The organism is Paenibacillus piri, from assembly GCF_004354045.1.
Taxonomy (GTDB): Bacteria; Bacillota; Bacilli; order Paenibacillales; family NBRC-103111; genus Paenibacillus_S; species Paenibacillus_S piri.
Genome location: NZ_SMRT01000011.1, coordinates 191,144 through 207,017, shown reverse-complemented (window position 1 = coordinate 207,017; position 15,874 = coordinate 191,144). Strand labels below are relative to the sequence as shown.

The following is a 15,874-nucleotide window of genomic DNA, read 5'->3' as shown; positions in this document are numbered from 1 at the left end:
TTATCGTTTGCGTAGTGGGAGGCGTAATGGCGTTCCAAAGCACATTTGCTAAAAGCGCGAATAATCAAAGCCCCACAAATCTTCCTAATTATCCTGAAAATGAAAATGGACAGACAAACGGTTCTGTTGAAGAAGACACTTCCGTTGAAATGCTACCTGACTTAATCCATGTAGGAAGTGTGAATGGCATTGCGGATATGTGCTGAAAAAAGATTATCTAGGTGAACTTGGTCATAATGTCCCACTGTATGATGTTGATTGGAAAACCATAATTGGTTCTTTTCATATTCGCGCTAAGATTATGAACTATCCTAAAAATAAAAACGGACAGACATACGGTTCTGCCGCAGATGCTGCTTCTCCAGAAACGGAACCTGAATTAATCAGTGCTATAGGTGTTGATGGCACTTCGGGATATGTGCTGAAAAAAGATTTGGACGGTGAGCAACCAAAATCACCCGAGGAAGCCATTGCGATACAGAACAGTAGATCACCAGGTGGTCGTGATATTCCGCTGTATAACGTTGATGGTGAAGCCATAATTGGAGTGTTTCATGTTGGAGGAAAATAACAAAAAGAATGTTCAAGTGTTACGCTAACGGGTGACGTTAGTTGAATGACAACAGCGGCGGTCTAAGACTTTATTTTTCAAGTCTTGGTCCGCCGCTGCTTTAATGGATCAGTCTAAAACTTATTTTTTAAAAGCTGAGCGATTCTTCAGCTCAAAAACGCGGTAATTCAACGACTCCAGTCTAACACTTTATTTTCACCGAACACCTGTGCTATTTTATCTGGATGTAAACGGTACGATAGTTAATTGGGATACCTATCATTAGGTCAGGCACTGTGGCGACCTGCCTATTCGTTGAATAGACGGAGTAGAAAGCAATGGTCAAAGTTGATTAGGGGAAGTGAATTTTGTCAAAATAGTGACATTTATATAAAATTCACTTCGTTTTTTTACAGAAGAGTGTAACGGGGGATTTTTGGTGCGGGATAGAACTATTAAACTATTAATACCATGTCAAAAAATACCGAAAATAAAGATATGGCTTCTCCTTTGCTGTCATCCGGAAAGGCAGAAACGTTACGGCCAATAGCAAAAGAAGATCGAAATTGAGAGAGGGAACAAGGATATGAATCCTGCGAGTAGAGTATGGAAGTTATTTTTAGGTTTAGTCATCTTAGGGGGGATACCATTGTTCCTGATCGACAAAGCGTTTGCCGCCCCTCTAACAGCCAACATTACAGTCATTAACAATGATCTGGGTATCGGTGAAACCTCGCCGGTGACGATCACCTTCTCAGAAGCGGTGACCGGATTTACTCTTACTGACATGACAGTGGAGAACGGCACCCTAACCAACCTCACGACTGCAAACAACATCGCCTATACCGCAACCTTGATACCTGACGTTGGCGTCGTCGACGACAGCAATATTATCACGCTCAACAATGCGCTAGTGACTGATAACAGTGGCACCGCAGGGACCGGGTACACCCAATCTAACATTTATTCCATCGACACGGTGAGGCCAACGGTAACTTCGGTCAACGTACCGTCAAACAGGACTTACAAAATGGGAGACAACCTCGACTTCACGGTGAACTTCAGCGAAAACGTGACGGTAGATACAACAGGAGGCACACCACAGATGCCGTTGAGGATCGGATCAAAGGATGTGAATGCCCATTACGTATCCGGTTCGGGGACAAGTGCGCTGCTGTTCCGCTACATAGTGCAAAGCGGCGAGCAGGATTTTGATGGAATCGCCGTAGGCTCCTCCCTTAATGCAAACGGCGGCACACTGCAGGACGGCATGGGCAACGATGCGGACCTTGCTCTGAGCAATATAGGCAACACGACGTCGGTATTAGTCGAAGCCATTCCACCGGTTGTCAGGAGCGTAGGAGTGCCTGCAGGCGGAACGTACAAAGCAGGGGATCCGTTGGGTTTCATAGTGAACTTTAGCGAAACTGTGATAGTAAATACGACGGGAGGTACACCGTATTTGCCGCTGACGATCGGATCGACGGCAGTGAAAGCCCCGTATGTATCCGGCTCGGGAACAAATGCATTGACTTTCCGTTACACGGTGCAGAGCGGAGACTACGATGTGAACGGGATTGCCGTAGGCACCGACCTGAGTGCAAACGGCGGCATGCTGCGGGACGGCGTGGGCAACGACGCTATCCTGACGTTGGATGGCGTAGGCAGCACGGCAGCAGTATTAGTGGACGCCGCGGCTCCAACGATCGGCAGCGTGAACGTACCGGTGAACGGGACGTACAAAGCGGGGGACAACCTCGAATTCATCGTGAACTACGACGATAACGTTACGGTAGATACGGCAGGAGGCACGCCGCAGCTGCCGCTGACGATCGGATCGACAGGGGTATACGCTCCTTACGTGTCCGGTTCGGGAACGAGCGCACTGGTCTTCCGCTACACGGTGCAGAACGGAGACAACGACGCAGATGGGATCTCTGTAGGTGCCGCCCTGAGCGCTAACGGAAGTACGCTGCGGGACAGCGTGGGCAACAACGCGAGCCTGACTTTGAACGGCGTGGGCAGCACGGCAGCAGTGCTGGTGGATACGGCGGCCCCGGCAGTAACCTCGGTCAGCGTACCGGCGAACGGAGCATACAAAGCAGGAGACAACCTCGACTTCACCGTGAACTACGGCGAAAACGTGACTGTAAATACGGCAGGAGGCACGCCGCAGCTGCCGCTGACGGTCGGATCAACGGGCGTAAATGCTTCATACGTGTCCGGTTCGGGGACGAGCGCACTGGTGTTCCGCTACACGGTGCAGAACGGAGACAACGACGCAGATGGGATCTCTGTAGGCGCCGCCCTGAGCGTAAACGGAAGTACGCTGCGGGATAGCGCAGGCAACAACGCGAGCCTGGCGCTGAACAGCGTGGGCAGCACGGCGGCGGTGCTGGTGGATACGGCGGCTCCGGTAGTAACCTCGGTCAGCGTACCGGCGAACGGGACGTACACACCGGGAATGTACCTCACCTTTATTGTGAAGATGAGCGAGCCGGTTGTCGTGAATATGGCGTCGGGTACAGCTCCGACGATTGGGCTTAAGGTGGGCGATACGATTGTCAAAGCCGTTTACGAAAGCTCGCTTGATTCGAAGGAGCTTCTGTTCCGTTATCAAGTAAGGGTTCAGGATCAAGACACCGATGGCATACAGCTGGTATCTACCGCCATTGACGCATCCGGAGTGACCATTAACGATACGGCGGGCAATCCCGCGGATCTGACGCTGAACCATATCGGAGCTACGCAGGGGATCCTTATCAGCAACAATCTGACGGTTACGTTAAGCCATACAGGCTGGACGAATCAAAGCGTAACGGCAACGGTGTACAGCGACTCCAGCAGCCGGGTGCAATACAAGATCGGAGAGTCCGGAGAATGGACGGATTACAGCGCACCGGTCGTCGTCGAACAAGAAGGGATAATGGCTATGTATGCCAGAGCCGCAGGCTCGGACAGTGTCAGCGAAGCGATTTCCGCCGAAATCAAGATCGATAAAACGGCGCCGGTTTTGACCTTAATCGGGGATAAAACAATTACTTTGTACTTGGGCGATGATTATGTTGAAAAGGGAGCTCTGGCATCGGATTCACTTTCCGGCATTACTCCGTTAACTGTTACCGGTTCGGTGAATACCGGCAAAGCCGGAACGTATCCAATACACTACAGCGTCACCGATCTGGCCGGAAACCGGGCCCAAGACAAAGTGCGGACGGTGACGGTTATTCCGAAGCCGACAGGACTGCGTTTTAATTCCGCGACCTATTCGTTAGTCGAAGGGAATGAGGCGGCATTCCAGCTTATTATCGGATATTCGGACAATCAAGAAATCGATGTTACGAAACAAGGAACAATTCAAATTGCAGATCCGGAAATTGTCGGATTATCGTCTAACGGTAAATGGAAGGCTCTAAAATACGGTCAAACAGTTGTGACGGCAGTCTATGACAATAACACGGCCAGCGCGACGGTAACGGTAGACCCTGCTCTCAAGGGCATTTCTTTTGCAGAACCGGCTTACTGGGTTGAAATCAACATGGATCAGCAAACGGCGGTGAACGCTGCCTTCTCCGACGGTTCGAATTCCGAGATTACGTTGCTCTCCGAATTCTCACTTTCGAATGAAATCGCCACAATATCAGAAACCGGCAAAATGACAGGAAGATCCGTCGGAACCGGTGTGTTGGAAGCAACCTATGGGGGATTGAAAGCCCAAACGCAAGTCACCGTTTACAACAAGAGCAACAGATCAACCGGCACGGGGACTAAGGCCAACACCCGGCATGCGAAGGTTGAGGTGGGAACCTCACAAATCATCGAGCGGTTTGAAATAACTAGAATCTGGGTCGGACAGCAAAAAGCCGACCAAGTGATTATGAGCGACAAAGAGATGGAAGAAATCGTAGCAAGCTTGCAATCCGGACAAAATACGATGCGGGTCGTCATTGATGGCTTGTCGGAAGATTCGGCGGATGTGGTGAATATCGTATTGCCGGCACGTTCCGTATCTATTTTGGCAGAACGGTCGTTAACTCTGGAAATGAAAACGGAAAATGCAACGGTCACCATTCCGAACGATGCGATCAAAGGCCTCCCCGGAAATCAGGACTACTACCTTCGTGTAGCTCCGATCAAAAAAGAGGATGAACGGCAGGCTGTGAAAGAAAGAATCGCAAATGCGGATGAAATCCGCAATGTGGCCAATGCAGGAGGCGTTGAGGTGCTTGGTACGCCGGTGACCATTGAAACGAATTTGCCTAAAGCTCCATTCAAGGTCGCTTTTCCGATTGACCGAGCTGCCATTCCGGCCGATCCGGTTCAAAGAGAGTCTTTCTTGCAAACCTTGAGCGTCTATGTCGAACACACGGACGGCGAGAAGGAGTTGCAGCGGGGAGGGATCATCTTCGATGTGAACGGCGATCCCTCAGGCATACAAATTCAAATCAACCAATTCAGTACGTTTACGATCGTTTCGATAAAAAAGGAACCGCTGCAACACGATCCATATATACTCGGCTATCCTGACGGCACATTCAGACCGAATGAACCGGTGACCAGAGCGGAAATGAGCGTTATGTTATCCCGCTTGTTGCAAAAGTCGGTCGAGAAGAAGGCGGCAGCGTCAGATTTTACCGATATCGATCCGAACTACTGGGCCGCTGATTCCATTCGATGGGGCCAGGCAGCGGGCTTATTATCAGGTTATCCCGACCAAACGTTCAGACCGAACGCCCCGATCACTCGCGCTGAAATGACTTCAATTATAGGGAAGTGGCTGAAATTGGACAATAACCCGTCGAAACCTTCCTTTAAGGATACGGCGGGACACTGGGCCAGCGGACAAATTGAGGCAGTGTACAAAAAAGGGATTATGACCGGTTACGAAGACCGTTCGTTTGCACCAGATCGGTCTTTAAGCCGGGCGGAGGCCGTTGTGATCATCAACCGTATTTTGCATAGAATACCGCAGGCAAATGTTTCCGTTCCAACATGGTCGGACGTGGCCCCCGATTTTTGGGCCTTCCCTGATATCGAAGAAGCATCATAATCAGCCAAATTTTGAAGAGGCTGTCCCAAGAGCCAATAAATGGCTTTTGGGACAGCCTCCCTTTATTTTGATATGTAGTAATAGACTGAAAAATTATAGACTAGCAATTGGCATTAAGCTAGTGGCAGTAGCTGGCAATGTGTTTTATATTGCGAGTCTTCTGTTAGAAGTGTCAGAAGAAAATAAAGTATTAGACTGAAAAATAAAGTTGTAGACTGACGCCCGTTGGTTAAGCTAACTGGCAGTAATCTTCAGCTATCGTGCTGAAATGGTATAGAACTTGTCTATGTCGCAATGTAAAAAATCTATTTCTGTTAATTTACAGCGTCCCGCATAATTACTAATATGTTAGAAGTAATTTGGAAGGAGCTGCTACTTTGAAAAAAATTGATACAGTGCTTTTTGATCTTGACCAGACATTGCTTGATAAAGATCAGTCATTAACAAGCTTTGCAAATTACCAGTATGAAAAGTTCTCCCTAGCCAGATATATTCCAGATAAGAAGAATTTTATTGAAAAATTCACTGAACTAAACAATATTGTAATGCCAAAAGATGAAGTCTATCAAAAGTTAGTAGACATCTTCAATATTGAGGGGAGCCTATGCACTGGATTACTTGATGATCTGAACAACAATTTCCATCTAAACAGTGTTGGGTTTCCTGGACTTCACGTGATGCTTGAAACTCTAAAAAAGGGAGGATATAAGCTGGGAATCGTAACGAATGGAAGGGACTTTTACCAACGAAACAAAATCTCAGCTTTAGGAATTTCAGATTATTTCAACGATGTCGTTACTTCTGGTGCAGTTAAAATAAAAAAACCAGATCATGCAATATTTAAAATCGCATTGAGTAATTTAAGATCTTCAAGTGAACGTTGTGTATTCGTTGGTGATAGTCTCAAAGCTGACGTAATTCCCGCTAAGGAACTCGGTATGCTTGCAATCTTAAAAAGTAAGGAGTATTCATTCACACAACCCGATGCGGTTTGTGATGACTTAGCGGATATACCAAATATTATTAATCGATTATCAGGGTTGTGAGACTTAACTAACGGAGACGATAGTTAAGCAGCGCTAATGTAAAACAGGTCACTTTATGGTAACTCCCTCCATAAAAGGACCTGTTTTTAGGTGTATATGTCGGCTGTACCTGAATTAGGGTATATTCCGATTTACCAAGTTGGCACTTGGTGACAGCTTCGCTGGTACTACCCCTAATAGTGATTCTTAACTCATTATAAATGGAGGTTTGAATATGCTTGGTGTGCCCAGGTAGTAAGGTATTCTTAGTTCCATGGACGGAATGTTTTTCACGGATAATGTCGATCAATTATATGCCGACTTATCCAATAAAAATGTCAAAGTCGGGGAAGTTGTAAGTATCCTTCACGACGGTTTATGCGGTTGGACATTTACACAAAATCCGTATTTTATACATATGTATATATTTTTTGCAAGCGCAGCTATAATTTTGAATATTTTATCGGTGTCGGTTGACAAGAACTTGATGTCATAAATGACAAGAACTTTATCCCATTCCCGACAAAAAAACATCGTCAAAACTAACTTTTGACGATGTTTTTTTGCAAGCGCAGCTTTGCTGTTGCGCATACCATAGGAAGTTATTGAAGATAACTGCCATTTAGTTTAATGAGGCCACCAGATAGATCCCGCGGCGGCCTCATGATGTTTGTGTTGAGCTATCGTTTTCGTCCCTCGGTTTTAAGGGTTTATGTTCGAGAACGCATGGCCCCTCCTCTTGTGACATCTAAACGCTTGGGCCCGTTGTATTGTCGGGAATGGGATAATGTTCTTGTCAATTTCGGGAATGGGATAATGTTCTTGTCACAGGAATTTGACAAGAACTTTATCCCATAAAAAGCAAAAGCCGCAATTTACACGACTTATAATGGGACAATTTTTTTGTCACCCGACATAAACGCATGGATCTTAATGGTAAATTCCAGTCAGAGCAAGGTTACCAACATGATTGGCAGCCTTGGGTCTTTCCCTCAACTCTTCAGTTATTTGTTCGATTTACTCGGCGCTTCCATGCAATAAATTAGCGGTCTATATTTTCATTACCCCTTGTATGCTTTTTGTAACTCCGCAAGATCAAATTTCTTCATTTTAAGAAATGCTTTCGTTACGCGCGCGCTTTGCTCCGGTGTACCCTTGCTCATCATCTCGTCCATTTCTCTCGGCACAATCTGCCAGGACACTCCATACTTATCTTTCAGCCAGCCGCATTGCTCGGCTTCAGGAACCGCAGACAGCTTATCCCAGTAGTAATCAACCTCTTCTTGTGTGTCACAATATACCATAAATGAGATTGCCTCGTTGAAACTGGACTTATGATCTTGCGCACTGTCCATTGCGGCAAACCACTGATTCTCAAGCATGAAATCAGAAAACATGATTGTTCCTTCTTTGTCAGGTTCCATGCCTTGGGGGTAGTGGGCAATAAGGCCCTGCTTTGAGTTCTTAAATACGGATAAATAAAAATTTATCGCCTCTTCCGCTTTGCCGCATTTATCACCGACAAACATTAGCGACGGTACTATCGCAGGCCGCTCTTCACCTTCTGGATTGGATAGGATTACTGCCACGACAAACCATACTTATCTTGAATCCAGCCGTACCTCTCACTGAACGGATATTTATCAAGTGGCATTAACGCTGTGCCACCTTCGGACAATTTGTTCCAAACCTCATTTATTTTTTCTCTCGTGTCTTTTTCTCGCGATGGGTCAAAATTAACTATGAAAGACGCCGACGGATTGAATTTGAAATAAGGCCCTGCACTGATTGCCATGAACTTCTGCCCCCACAGCTCAAAAGAGAGACTACATAGGCGTCTCCTGATGGTGTGTCGTGGAGTTTTGAGATATTCGTAATATTTGATTTCGGGAATATGGAAGCATAAAACTCTGCTGCTTCATTCGCCTCCTTGTCATACCATAAATGCGGAACGATAGTTTGATTTGTTTTTGTCACAGTTATTCCTCCTAATTTTTTAATATCAGGATTTATATGTTTTCAGCGGAGCTGAACAATTCTGATATTGCAAGAAAAGCTACATCAAAAACACGAATGTATCTTCATCGAAAGGCTTCGGTCAGAAGCTTTTCTTAGTAATTTCTTTATCTATTTTACCATTTTGATTATATTTGGAGGGAATGATCAATGGACTGTGCAACCTACCTTTCGAAGACGACGTTAGCCTCTTATATTCGTTTTTTTGAAAGTCGATTGTACCATTGTTTGTTCATCGGCGATTGCCAGCATTATACCATTTTCCTGAAAGATCTGTCTGTCATGCAAAAAGAACTTCAGTACAGTTTGAATCCGCGGCAGCCGGTGCATCATTCAGCGGCAAGTTGAACACGACAGTCGCCATAATCGAACCTGCGAGATATAGGAGCAGCTTCAATCACCGTCACGCCGAATACATTACTGCTTTATGGGGAGAATAAAGAAATCAAAGAAGTATTTGGAGCTTGCGTTATTGTGGTCAACAACACATATAACTCCTTTTGAAGGGAATGCCATGATTTATTCGGACTTTCAAGCATCAGCTATTCGTTGGAAGAACTTCCTGGCTCCTAAAAATCAGTCATTGAAGCACTTGCTCACGACTAAACATGACAGAATGAATACGACTGCTATATATTACGCTTTGACCGATAAACAATTATTTCAGGAGGTTATTGAATTAGCGAAGGAAGACCGCAACACGAAACAAATACTGGTTAATTTATACCATACGCTAACTTCTGAAAATTTGCCTGGTTATGTAAAGCCTGTTGCTTTACATATCAAAAATCTTTTCTTCCGTTCCCCGGACACAGATTTTATAGTACATCATCCTCCAACTTCACCCAGCAAGTACATGGAAAAATATTTGATTAATCTTGTCGATGAATTTAACCTTGAGAATCAAATCGGCAATAATTGATTACAATTAACGAGCGGGCCGCCATGTCGACCTGCTCGTTCGTTATTTCAAGCGATAGCCTTTACAGATTCGGGAACACATGTTCCATTAAAATATAAGTTTACATATTATTTATTATGTATACTTATTATCGAATTGGGCAATCAAATTAGCCATTTCGATTGCGGTGGCCGCGGCTTCCCAACCTTTGTTGCCTGCTTTCGTGCCGGCGCGCTCCACAGCCTGTTCGATGGAATCGGTCGTCAATACGCCGAAGACGGTGGCAACGCCGGTTTTGAGTGAAATCGCCGCCACCCCCTTCGCCACTTCGTTGCAAACATAATCAAAATGCGGAGTGGATCCGCGAATGACCGCTCCAAGTGTAACGACGGCGTCGAATCGGCCGCTCGCCGCCATCTTCTGCGCGATTAGTGGAATTTCGAAGGCGCCCGGCACCCAGGCGACGGTAACTTCATCCTCGGTTGCGCCATGGCGCTTGAAGGCGTCTAACGCCCCGCTGAGCAGCTTCGAGGATATAAATTCGTTAAACCGGCCGATAACTATGCCGTACGTTTTACCTTGCGAAATAAGATTGCCTTCAAAATGATGAATCATAAGCTGATCCTCCTAAAGATCGTATCGACCCTATTTTTGTTCGCATTATTTATACCTCACGGTGGACAAGCATTTCCTTTCCATTATGGTACCGGATCACATCTTTGATCGTAATCAGCTTCATATCGAAACGATCGGCGATCTCCCGCAAATCCGGTACGCGGGCCATCTCCCCGTTCTCCTTCATAACCTCGCAGATGACTGCCGCCGGATAACTTCCGCACATGAGGGCCAAATCGACAGCCGCTTCCGTATGGCCGGCACGGCTCAGCAAGCCGCCTTTGTTGGCGACAAGCGGAAACATATGCCCGGGACGACGGAAATCGCCAGGCCCGGAACCGGGGGCAATCAACGCTTGTACGGTTTGCGACCGCTCATGCGCGGAAATGCCTGTCGTTGCCCCTGCATAATCGATGGAGACCGTAAACGCGGTTCCGTGATAATCGGTGTTGTGCTGAACCATAGGCTGCAGGTTGAGTTCCTGCGCCCGTTCTTCTGTAATGGGCACGCAGACAAGCCCGCGGCCCTCCTTGATCATAAAATTAATGACCTCCGGCGTCGTTTTTTCGGCAAGTGCGATGAAATCCCCTTCATTCTCCCGGTTTTCATCATCCGTTACAATAACAGGCTTGCCTAATTTCAAATCATCCAGCGCTTCCTCAATGCTGTCGAATATCGACCGGTTCGTCATCGTCTTCTCCTCCGTTTCCCGATCAAATCATGCTGCCGTTACTTAAAACCCGTGTTCTTTTAAAAAAGCTTCCGACAACCGCGATCCGCCGTTTGGGTGCACCGCCCTGCGATCCGTTACATCCGCAGCGTTCCACAATAGCAGACGTTCTACATATTTACCTATAATATCCGTCTCCAGGTTAACCGGGTCGCCCGGCCGCTTATACTGCAGCACCGTTTCGGCAAGCGTGTGCGGAATGATAGAAACGCGGAAACGATGTTCGTTAGTATCGACTACAGTTAATGAAATACCGTCGATCGTGACAGATCCCTTCGGTATTATATACCGAAACAAGCTTGAATCTCCGGGTTCAATCGTGAAATAAACGGCATGAACCTGCACTTCTTTGTCCCGGATGAATCCGGTTCCGTCTACATGGCCCTGGACGATATGTCCGCCGAATCGAGCCGTTACCTGCATGGCGCGCTCCAAATTGACACGCTCTCCCGGGATGAGCCGATTCAAAGCCGTACGGCGGAACGTCTCCGCTGTTACGTCCATCAAGACCGTATTGGTGTCAAACCGGATGACAGTCAAGCATACTCCGTTCACTGAGATGCTGTCCCCTAGACATACGCCTTCCAAAACCCGCTTGGCGCGAATTGTAAGCACAAGCGACTCGCCTTGTCTGTTTATATGCTGCAGCGATCCGATTTCTTCAATTAATCCGGTAAACATATGGTTCCTTTCACCTCGTTTCATTCGTCCCGGCTAAGAAAAACGTCTTGCGGCGACCTTGGTGTAGGATTTACGTTTGAGCGTTGGGAGGGAACCCCGAAGGAAATGTATTTTTTTGCGAATTAAAACTCCATTAAATTATCGCGCAGCGTCTTCCCTGTATATTCCTTTCGAACCAGGCCTCTTGCTTGCAGAACGGGAATGACCGTATCTACAAACTCTTGCATATAACCGTGGTCGTGGGTATCCACCCGAACGACAAAACCGTCTCCGCCTACCGATTCCATAATATGCTGCAGTTGGTCCGCCACTTGCTCCGGCGTGCCGGCAATGGAGCCTTTGTTTCCGGCGGCCTCTTCAATGGCGACCTCCCGCAGTGTCGGGCGGCGGCCGGAAGTATAAAACCGGGACAAAGTCGTTTGACCCCCCTGGATTTCCTTCTCATCGATCGGAGGCAGCGGTTCGTCGATGTTAAACTTGGACAAGTCGTAGTTCATCCGGGACGAAAGAGCGGACAATGCGGCATGAATGGCCGACTCCGGCGGATGCCTTAGAGCCTCCAGTTTTTGATTAACGAGTTGTTCCGTCATCCCAAGCACCGGTTTGATAATAAAAAACACTTTCAATTGTTCGGGCTCTCGTCCGAATTTGGTTACGCGCTGCTTCATATCGTCATAATAAGCTTTCATATCGTCCAAATAATGCGCGCCGACGATGACGGCATCCGCCCATTTTGCCGCAAAGTCTTTCCCGCGCTGCGACGAACCCGCCTGAATGATCGTCGGTCTGCCCTGCGGAGTAGGCAATACATTCAGCGGTCCGCGGCTCTTGTAATATTGCCCTTCAAAGTTTATCGGCTGTACTTTGTCAGGATCCGCGAAAACGCCTGTTTTTCTATCCATAATGACGGCATCCGGTTCCCAGCTGCTCCACAATTTGAAGCACAGCTCCATATATTCTTCGGCCTGGTCATAGCGTGCATCGTGATCCGGCAATTGATCCATGCCGAAGTTTAAAAACCCGGCAACGTTGCCGGTCGTGACGACATTCCATGCCACGCGGCCCATGGATAGGTGGTCCAACGATGCCATCTGGCGCGCCAGAAGATATGGAGGGGTAAGCATGGTCGAGACGGTCGTGCCGACGCCCAAATGATTCGTAGATGCCGCGACCATCGTGGCAAGCAGTGTCGAATCGTGGTTAACCCCGTTCAAGCCGTACTTCACGTAGTTATCGATGGAGCCTTTGAAGGAAGACGTAATTCCCAAATGGTCCGCATACAACACAAAGTCAAACATGCCTTTCTCGCAAATTTGCGCCATCTGCTGATACAGCTTCGGCTGCCGCCAGTCTCCCTCCACCGCATCCGGGCCATCCCAGCCTATGGGGCCGTATTCTGTAAACCAGCCAAAGTGAATTTTCTTTTTCAACGGATTCCCCTCCCACACATTCTCTCAATGAGTTGATCGAACGCTATGCTTTACCGAGCGCCGCATAAACGGCAGCGTCGAATTTATTCGCCAAATCAAGGTTGTACGTTTTTTCGAATTCGGGTTCCGTTATGATTTTGCTGCCATAGAACATGATTTCCCGTACGCCAACAACGTCAACGTTGACCTCGGTCATTCGAATGGTCACTCCATCCAGCTGATTCAATTCGCTGCTGCCGCTGCCGGAAACGGCAAAGCTGCTCTCCAATCCGATAAAGGCCAATGATAACCGGGGATTGGCCGCTATGTTCTCAATTACTCTTGAGCGCGGATCAATGGCAAATCGAATCTTCGTGGGAGTGACGGCCAACAGCCAAGAAATGCAAGTGATCGTCGGCGCGCCCTCTTCATGATCCTGCGTGGATAAAAAAATGACCTTTTCTCCTTGCAGAAACTCCATCATCTCCGGAGTCAATTCATGCAGTTGTTTTTCCGCCATAACAATTCACCCCCTTCCGCATGTTCGTTACAGCCGTCAATACACTTCTTGTTCGCCGTGCTTTTCGAACAGCTCCAGCAGCATTTTTCTCATCAAAATTCCCGGTTGGTCCGAAAGCATATGGTTCTCTACCTTTTTCGTAATATCGAGAGAAACATTGGTTTCGGTCGTTTCCAGCACTTCCATATCTTCATCTACCACGTTTCGGTCAAAGGCGATGATGCTCTCGGATGGGACATCCTCCTCGCGATCGTTCCGGTACACGAACTGCACCAGCTGGCAGCTATCGTCGTCAATCGGTGTGGCGCAAGTGACGATCGAATGAATAAGTCCTGTCGGATACGTAATGCTCGTTTGCCGAATAAAAGGCATGAACCACTCGCTAACTTGCTTTCGCACCGTTCTTTCTTCATCCATGTTCAACGCCTTAACCTTTTGATTCAATTTGTTGTGAACCGGAATTTCCATGTAGGCTTCAAATCCCCATTCATTCGGGGTAAGGGTCACCTTCGGGGGGATCGGATTGTCGATATCCCCGAACGTATTTTTATGAACGAAATTGACGTGTGCCGCATCGAATGAATTTTCCATCAACCGCAAAGCGGCGCAATGAATGACTTCATAAAATTCATCCACCTTACGAAATTCCGTGTTGTCCGAATATTTGAATACAGGGAGCTCCGTAACAGGCGTATCCAGCGCTACCCATGCGTAACCGTACCTTTCCTCGCAGCGGTAGCCCTTAATTTTGTACACCTTTGGCGGATCCTCCAGCTCCGATTGCGGAAACCAGGTGCATTTTCCGTCTCTGTTAAAGGTCCAGCCATGATACGGGCAAACGATGCAGCCGTTCCTGAGCTCACCCTTGGACAGCTTCGCCGTGCGATGACAGCAGCGGTCGACCGCTGCCGCAGGCTTCTGCTGTTCATCCAGCCACAATACGATAGGTTCACCCATTAATTTGAACGGCTTGGGACCGTCTTGAAGATCCGCTATCGGCATGACAGGATAATAAAATGATCGAAATATTTTTTGTTTGGTCTGCAGCACTGTCGGTTCCTCCCCATAAGTTCTTCAATTTATCCGATTACGACTTTATCGGGTTAAGACCCTCACCTCTAAGGTGGGCCTTGAATCAGGTGGGGTAGAGTCCCCATCTGATTCCCCGATGTTCAGCAAAGCTGAACGAGTTCACTTTTTGGCGCCTTGCTCCGGCCATATTAATTGCTCGCCATTGTAAACATTAGAAATATATTTAACATCAGCCACTTGATCTGCCGTCACCGGTTTCACAAGCACTCCGTTTTCGGACAATATGTCGATCTCGGACTGCCATTGCTCCTTTGTGAATATGCCGAGCCCTTTTCCTTGCTGTTTCGCAGGATCGATGAGTCCCGTTTCCACTTTCAGGCGATTGGTTTCAATTTCTTTATTAAAGTTGCCGCCTGCCCGTTTTTCCAAAATTTTAATCGTCTCCTCAGGATTTTTCAGAATCCATTCATGAGCTTTAATGATCGCTCGCAAATAATCTTCTACGGCTGCCGGATGCTTGGCGGCAAAATCGTTATTCGCGCCTACAATCCCGAACGAAGTGTTGACTCCATATTCCTGCGGATCCAGTATCCGGGTTTTAAAGCCCAGCTTTTCCATTTGATACGGCTCGTTTGACTTGAACACCGTGATCGCAGCCACTTCCGTCGTATTTAAAATCGTAGGGTCGAAACCTACGCCCACTTGTTTGATCTTCGAAAGATCGGCGCCTCCCTTTTTAAGCATTGCCGTAATATGGGCGGGCATCGCTCCTTTATACCCTACAATCTTGCCTTCCAAATCTTTAACGGTTTTAATTCCGGAATTGTCCAACACCATCAATACGCTCAATCCGACCGGTGCCATGGCCAGAACGCCTTTGATCTCCGCACCGTTCGCCACAGACTGAACGACCTCGCTCGCCGAGCCGGCATGAGCCATTTGCAGCTGTCCGACGGCAAGCAATTTCATCGCGTCGGCACTTAGTCCCGGCATTACTTTCACATTAAGTCCCAACTCTTTGAAAAAACCAAGCTCATCCGCGATCCACGCATTCGTATTTGCGATGTTGGCCGAATAGTTAAAGCTGGTCATCGTCCTGATTTCACCGATTGCTTTGTTGGCAGCGATCCGCGCCTCCCAGTCAATGCCGCCCTTCGTTTCAGGAGCGCTCGCCGCATTTGTCGCACCTGCTGCTGCGTCCGTTTTTGTTGCATTCGTCGATCCGGTACTTCCGCAAGCGGCCAAAACGACCATCATCACACTTAACGCCATCGATGCCCAAATCCTGTGGTTTCTCTTCATCGTCCCCATCCTCCCGTTTGATCTATTTATATTTTGTAGATGT

General features: G+C 47.6%; 12 protein-coding genes and 2 pseudogenes. 5 read left to right on the top strand and 9 right to left on the bottom strand.

From position 1 onward, the window contains the following. Nucleotides 1–26 precede the first annotated feature (26 nt). The 4 genes from E1757_RS21920 (at nucleotide 27) to E1757_RS21905 (ending at nucleotide 6,646) form a co-directional block, all read left to right on the top strand. On the top strand, nucleotides 27–206 hold the full coding sequence (locus tag E1757_RS21920) for a hypothetical protein (RefSeq protein WP_133232094.1): 180 nt from the start codon (nucleotides 27–29) through the stop codon (nucleotides 204–206). Beyond that, nucleotides 200–571, top strand: a complete 372-nt coding sequence (locus E1757_RS21915; RefSeq protein WP_133232092.1) for a hypothetical protein — start codon at nucleotides 200–202, stop codon at nucleotides 569–571. Before E1757_RS21920 ends, E1757_RS21915 begins: the two co-directional genes overlap by 7 nt. A gap of 628 nt (nucleotides 572–1,199) precedes the next feature. Continuing rightward, nucleotides 1,200–5,600, top strand: a complete 4,401-nt coding sequence (locus tag E1757_RS21910; protein WP_165972227.1) for an S-layer homology domain-containing protein — start codon at nucleotides 1,200–1,202, stop codon at nucleotides 5,598–5,600. Nucleotides 5,601–5,977: 377 nt separating this feature from the next. After that, complete coding sequence (locus tag E1757_RS21905; RefSeq protein WP_246079364.1) at nucleotides 5,978–6,646, top strand: HAD family hydrolase; 669 nt, start codon at nucleotides 5,978–5,980, stop codon at nucleotides 6,644–6,646. A 1,040-nt stretch (nucleotides 6,647–7,686) separates the two neighbouring features. Here E1757_RS21905 and E1757_RS37265 read toward each other — a convergent pair. Continuing rightward, the gene (locus E1757_RS37265) at nucleotides 7,687–8,214 is read right to left on the bottom strand and encodes a VOC family protein (protein WP_425464859.1); all 528 of its coding nucleotides are present in this window, start codon (nucleotides 8,212–8,214) and stop codon (nucleotides 7,687–7,689) included. Beyond that, nucleotides 8,205–8,602, bottom strand: a pseudogene (locus tag E1757_RS37260) (VOC family protein). Before E1757_RS37260 ends, E1757_RS37265 begins: the two are co-directional and overlap by 10 nt. 511 nt (nucleotides 8,603–9,113) lie before the next feature. On the opposite strand from E1757_RS37260, the gene E1757_RS21890 reads away from it, so the two are divergent. Then, complete coding sequence (locus E1757_RS21890; protein WP_133232086.1) at nucleotides 9,114–9,563, top strand: hypothetical protein; 450 nt, start codon at nucleotides 9,114–9,116, stop codon at nucleotides 9,561–9,563. Between the two features lie 114 nt (nucleotides 9,564–9,677). Here E1757_RS21890 and ribH read toward each other — a convergent pair whose 3' ends face one another. The 7 genes and pseudogenes from ribH to E1757_RS21855 all read right to left on the bottom strand — a co-directional run bounded on the left by ribH (nucleotide 9,678) and on the right by E1757_RS21855 (nucleotide 15,831). Then, nucleotides 9,678–10,157: a 6,7-dimethyl-8-ribityllumazine synthase gene (ribH, locus tag E1757_RS21885; protein WP_133232084.1), complete on the bottom strand. Its 480-nt coding sequence runs from the start codon at nucleotides 10,155–10,157 to the stop codon at nucleotides 9,678–9,680. Nucleotides 10,158–10,209: 52 nt separating this feature from the next. Beyond that, nucleotides 10,210–10,848 (bottom strand): annotated as a pseudogene (gene ribB, locus E1757_RS21880) (3,4-dihydroxy-2-butanone-4-phosphate synthase); the annotation flags it as partial. A 42-nt stretch (nucleotides 10,849–10,890) separates the two neighbouring features. After that, on the bottom strand, nucleotides 10,891–11,568 hold the full coding sequence (locus E1757_RS21875; RefSeq protein WP_133232080.1) for a riboflavin synthase: 678 nt from the start codon (nucleotides 11,566–11,568) through the stop codon (nucleotides 10,891–10,893). A 122-nt stretch (nucleotides 11,569–11,690) separates the two neighbouring features. Beyond that, complete coding sequence (locus tag E1757_RS21870; RefSeq protein ID WP_165972226.1) at nucleotides 11,691–12,998, bottom strand: NtaA/DmoA family FMN-dependent monooxygenase; 1,308 nt, start codon at nucleotides 12,996–12,998, stop codon at nucleotides 11,691–11,693. A 43-nt stretch (nucleotides 12,999–13,041) separates the two neighbouring features. Then, nucleotides 13,042–13,497 carry a pyridoxamine 5'-phosphate oxidase family protein gene (locus E1757_RS21865; protein ID WP_133232076.1) on the bottom strand — a complete coding sequence of 152 codons (456 nt, stop codon included), beginning with the start codon at nucleotides 13,495–13,497 and terminating at the stop codon, nucleotides 13,042–13,044. A 36-nt stretch (nucleotides 13,498–13,533) separates the two neighbouring features. Continuing rightward, on the bottom strand, nucleotides 13,534–14,547 hold the full coding sequence (locus E1757_RS21860) for an aromatic ring-hydroxylating dioxygenase subunit alpha (RefSeq protein ID WP_133232074.1): 1,014 nt from the start codon (nucleotides 14,545–14,547) through the stop codon (nucleotides 13,534–13,536). Nucleotides 14,548–14,688: 141 nt separating this feature from the next. After that, a complete protein-coding gene (locus tag E1757_RS21855) occupies nucleotides 14,689–15,831 on the bottom strand; it encodes an ABC transporter substrate-binding protein (RefSeq protein WP_165972225.1) in 1,143 nt (380 codons plus the stop codon). Nucleotides 15,832–15,874: the final 43 nt, after the last annotated feature.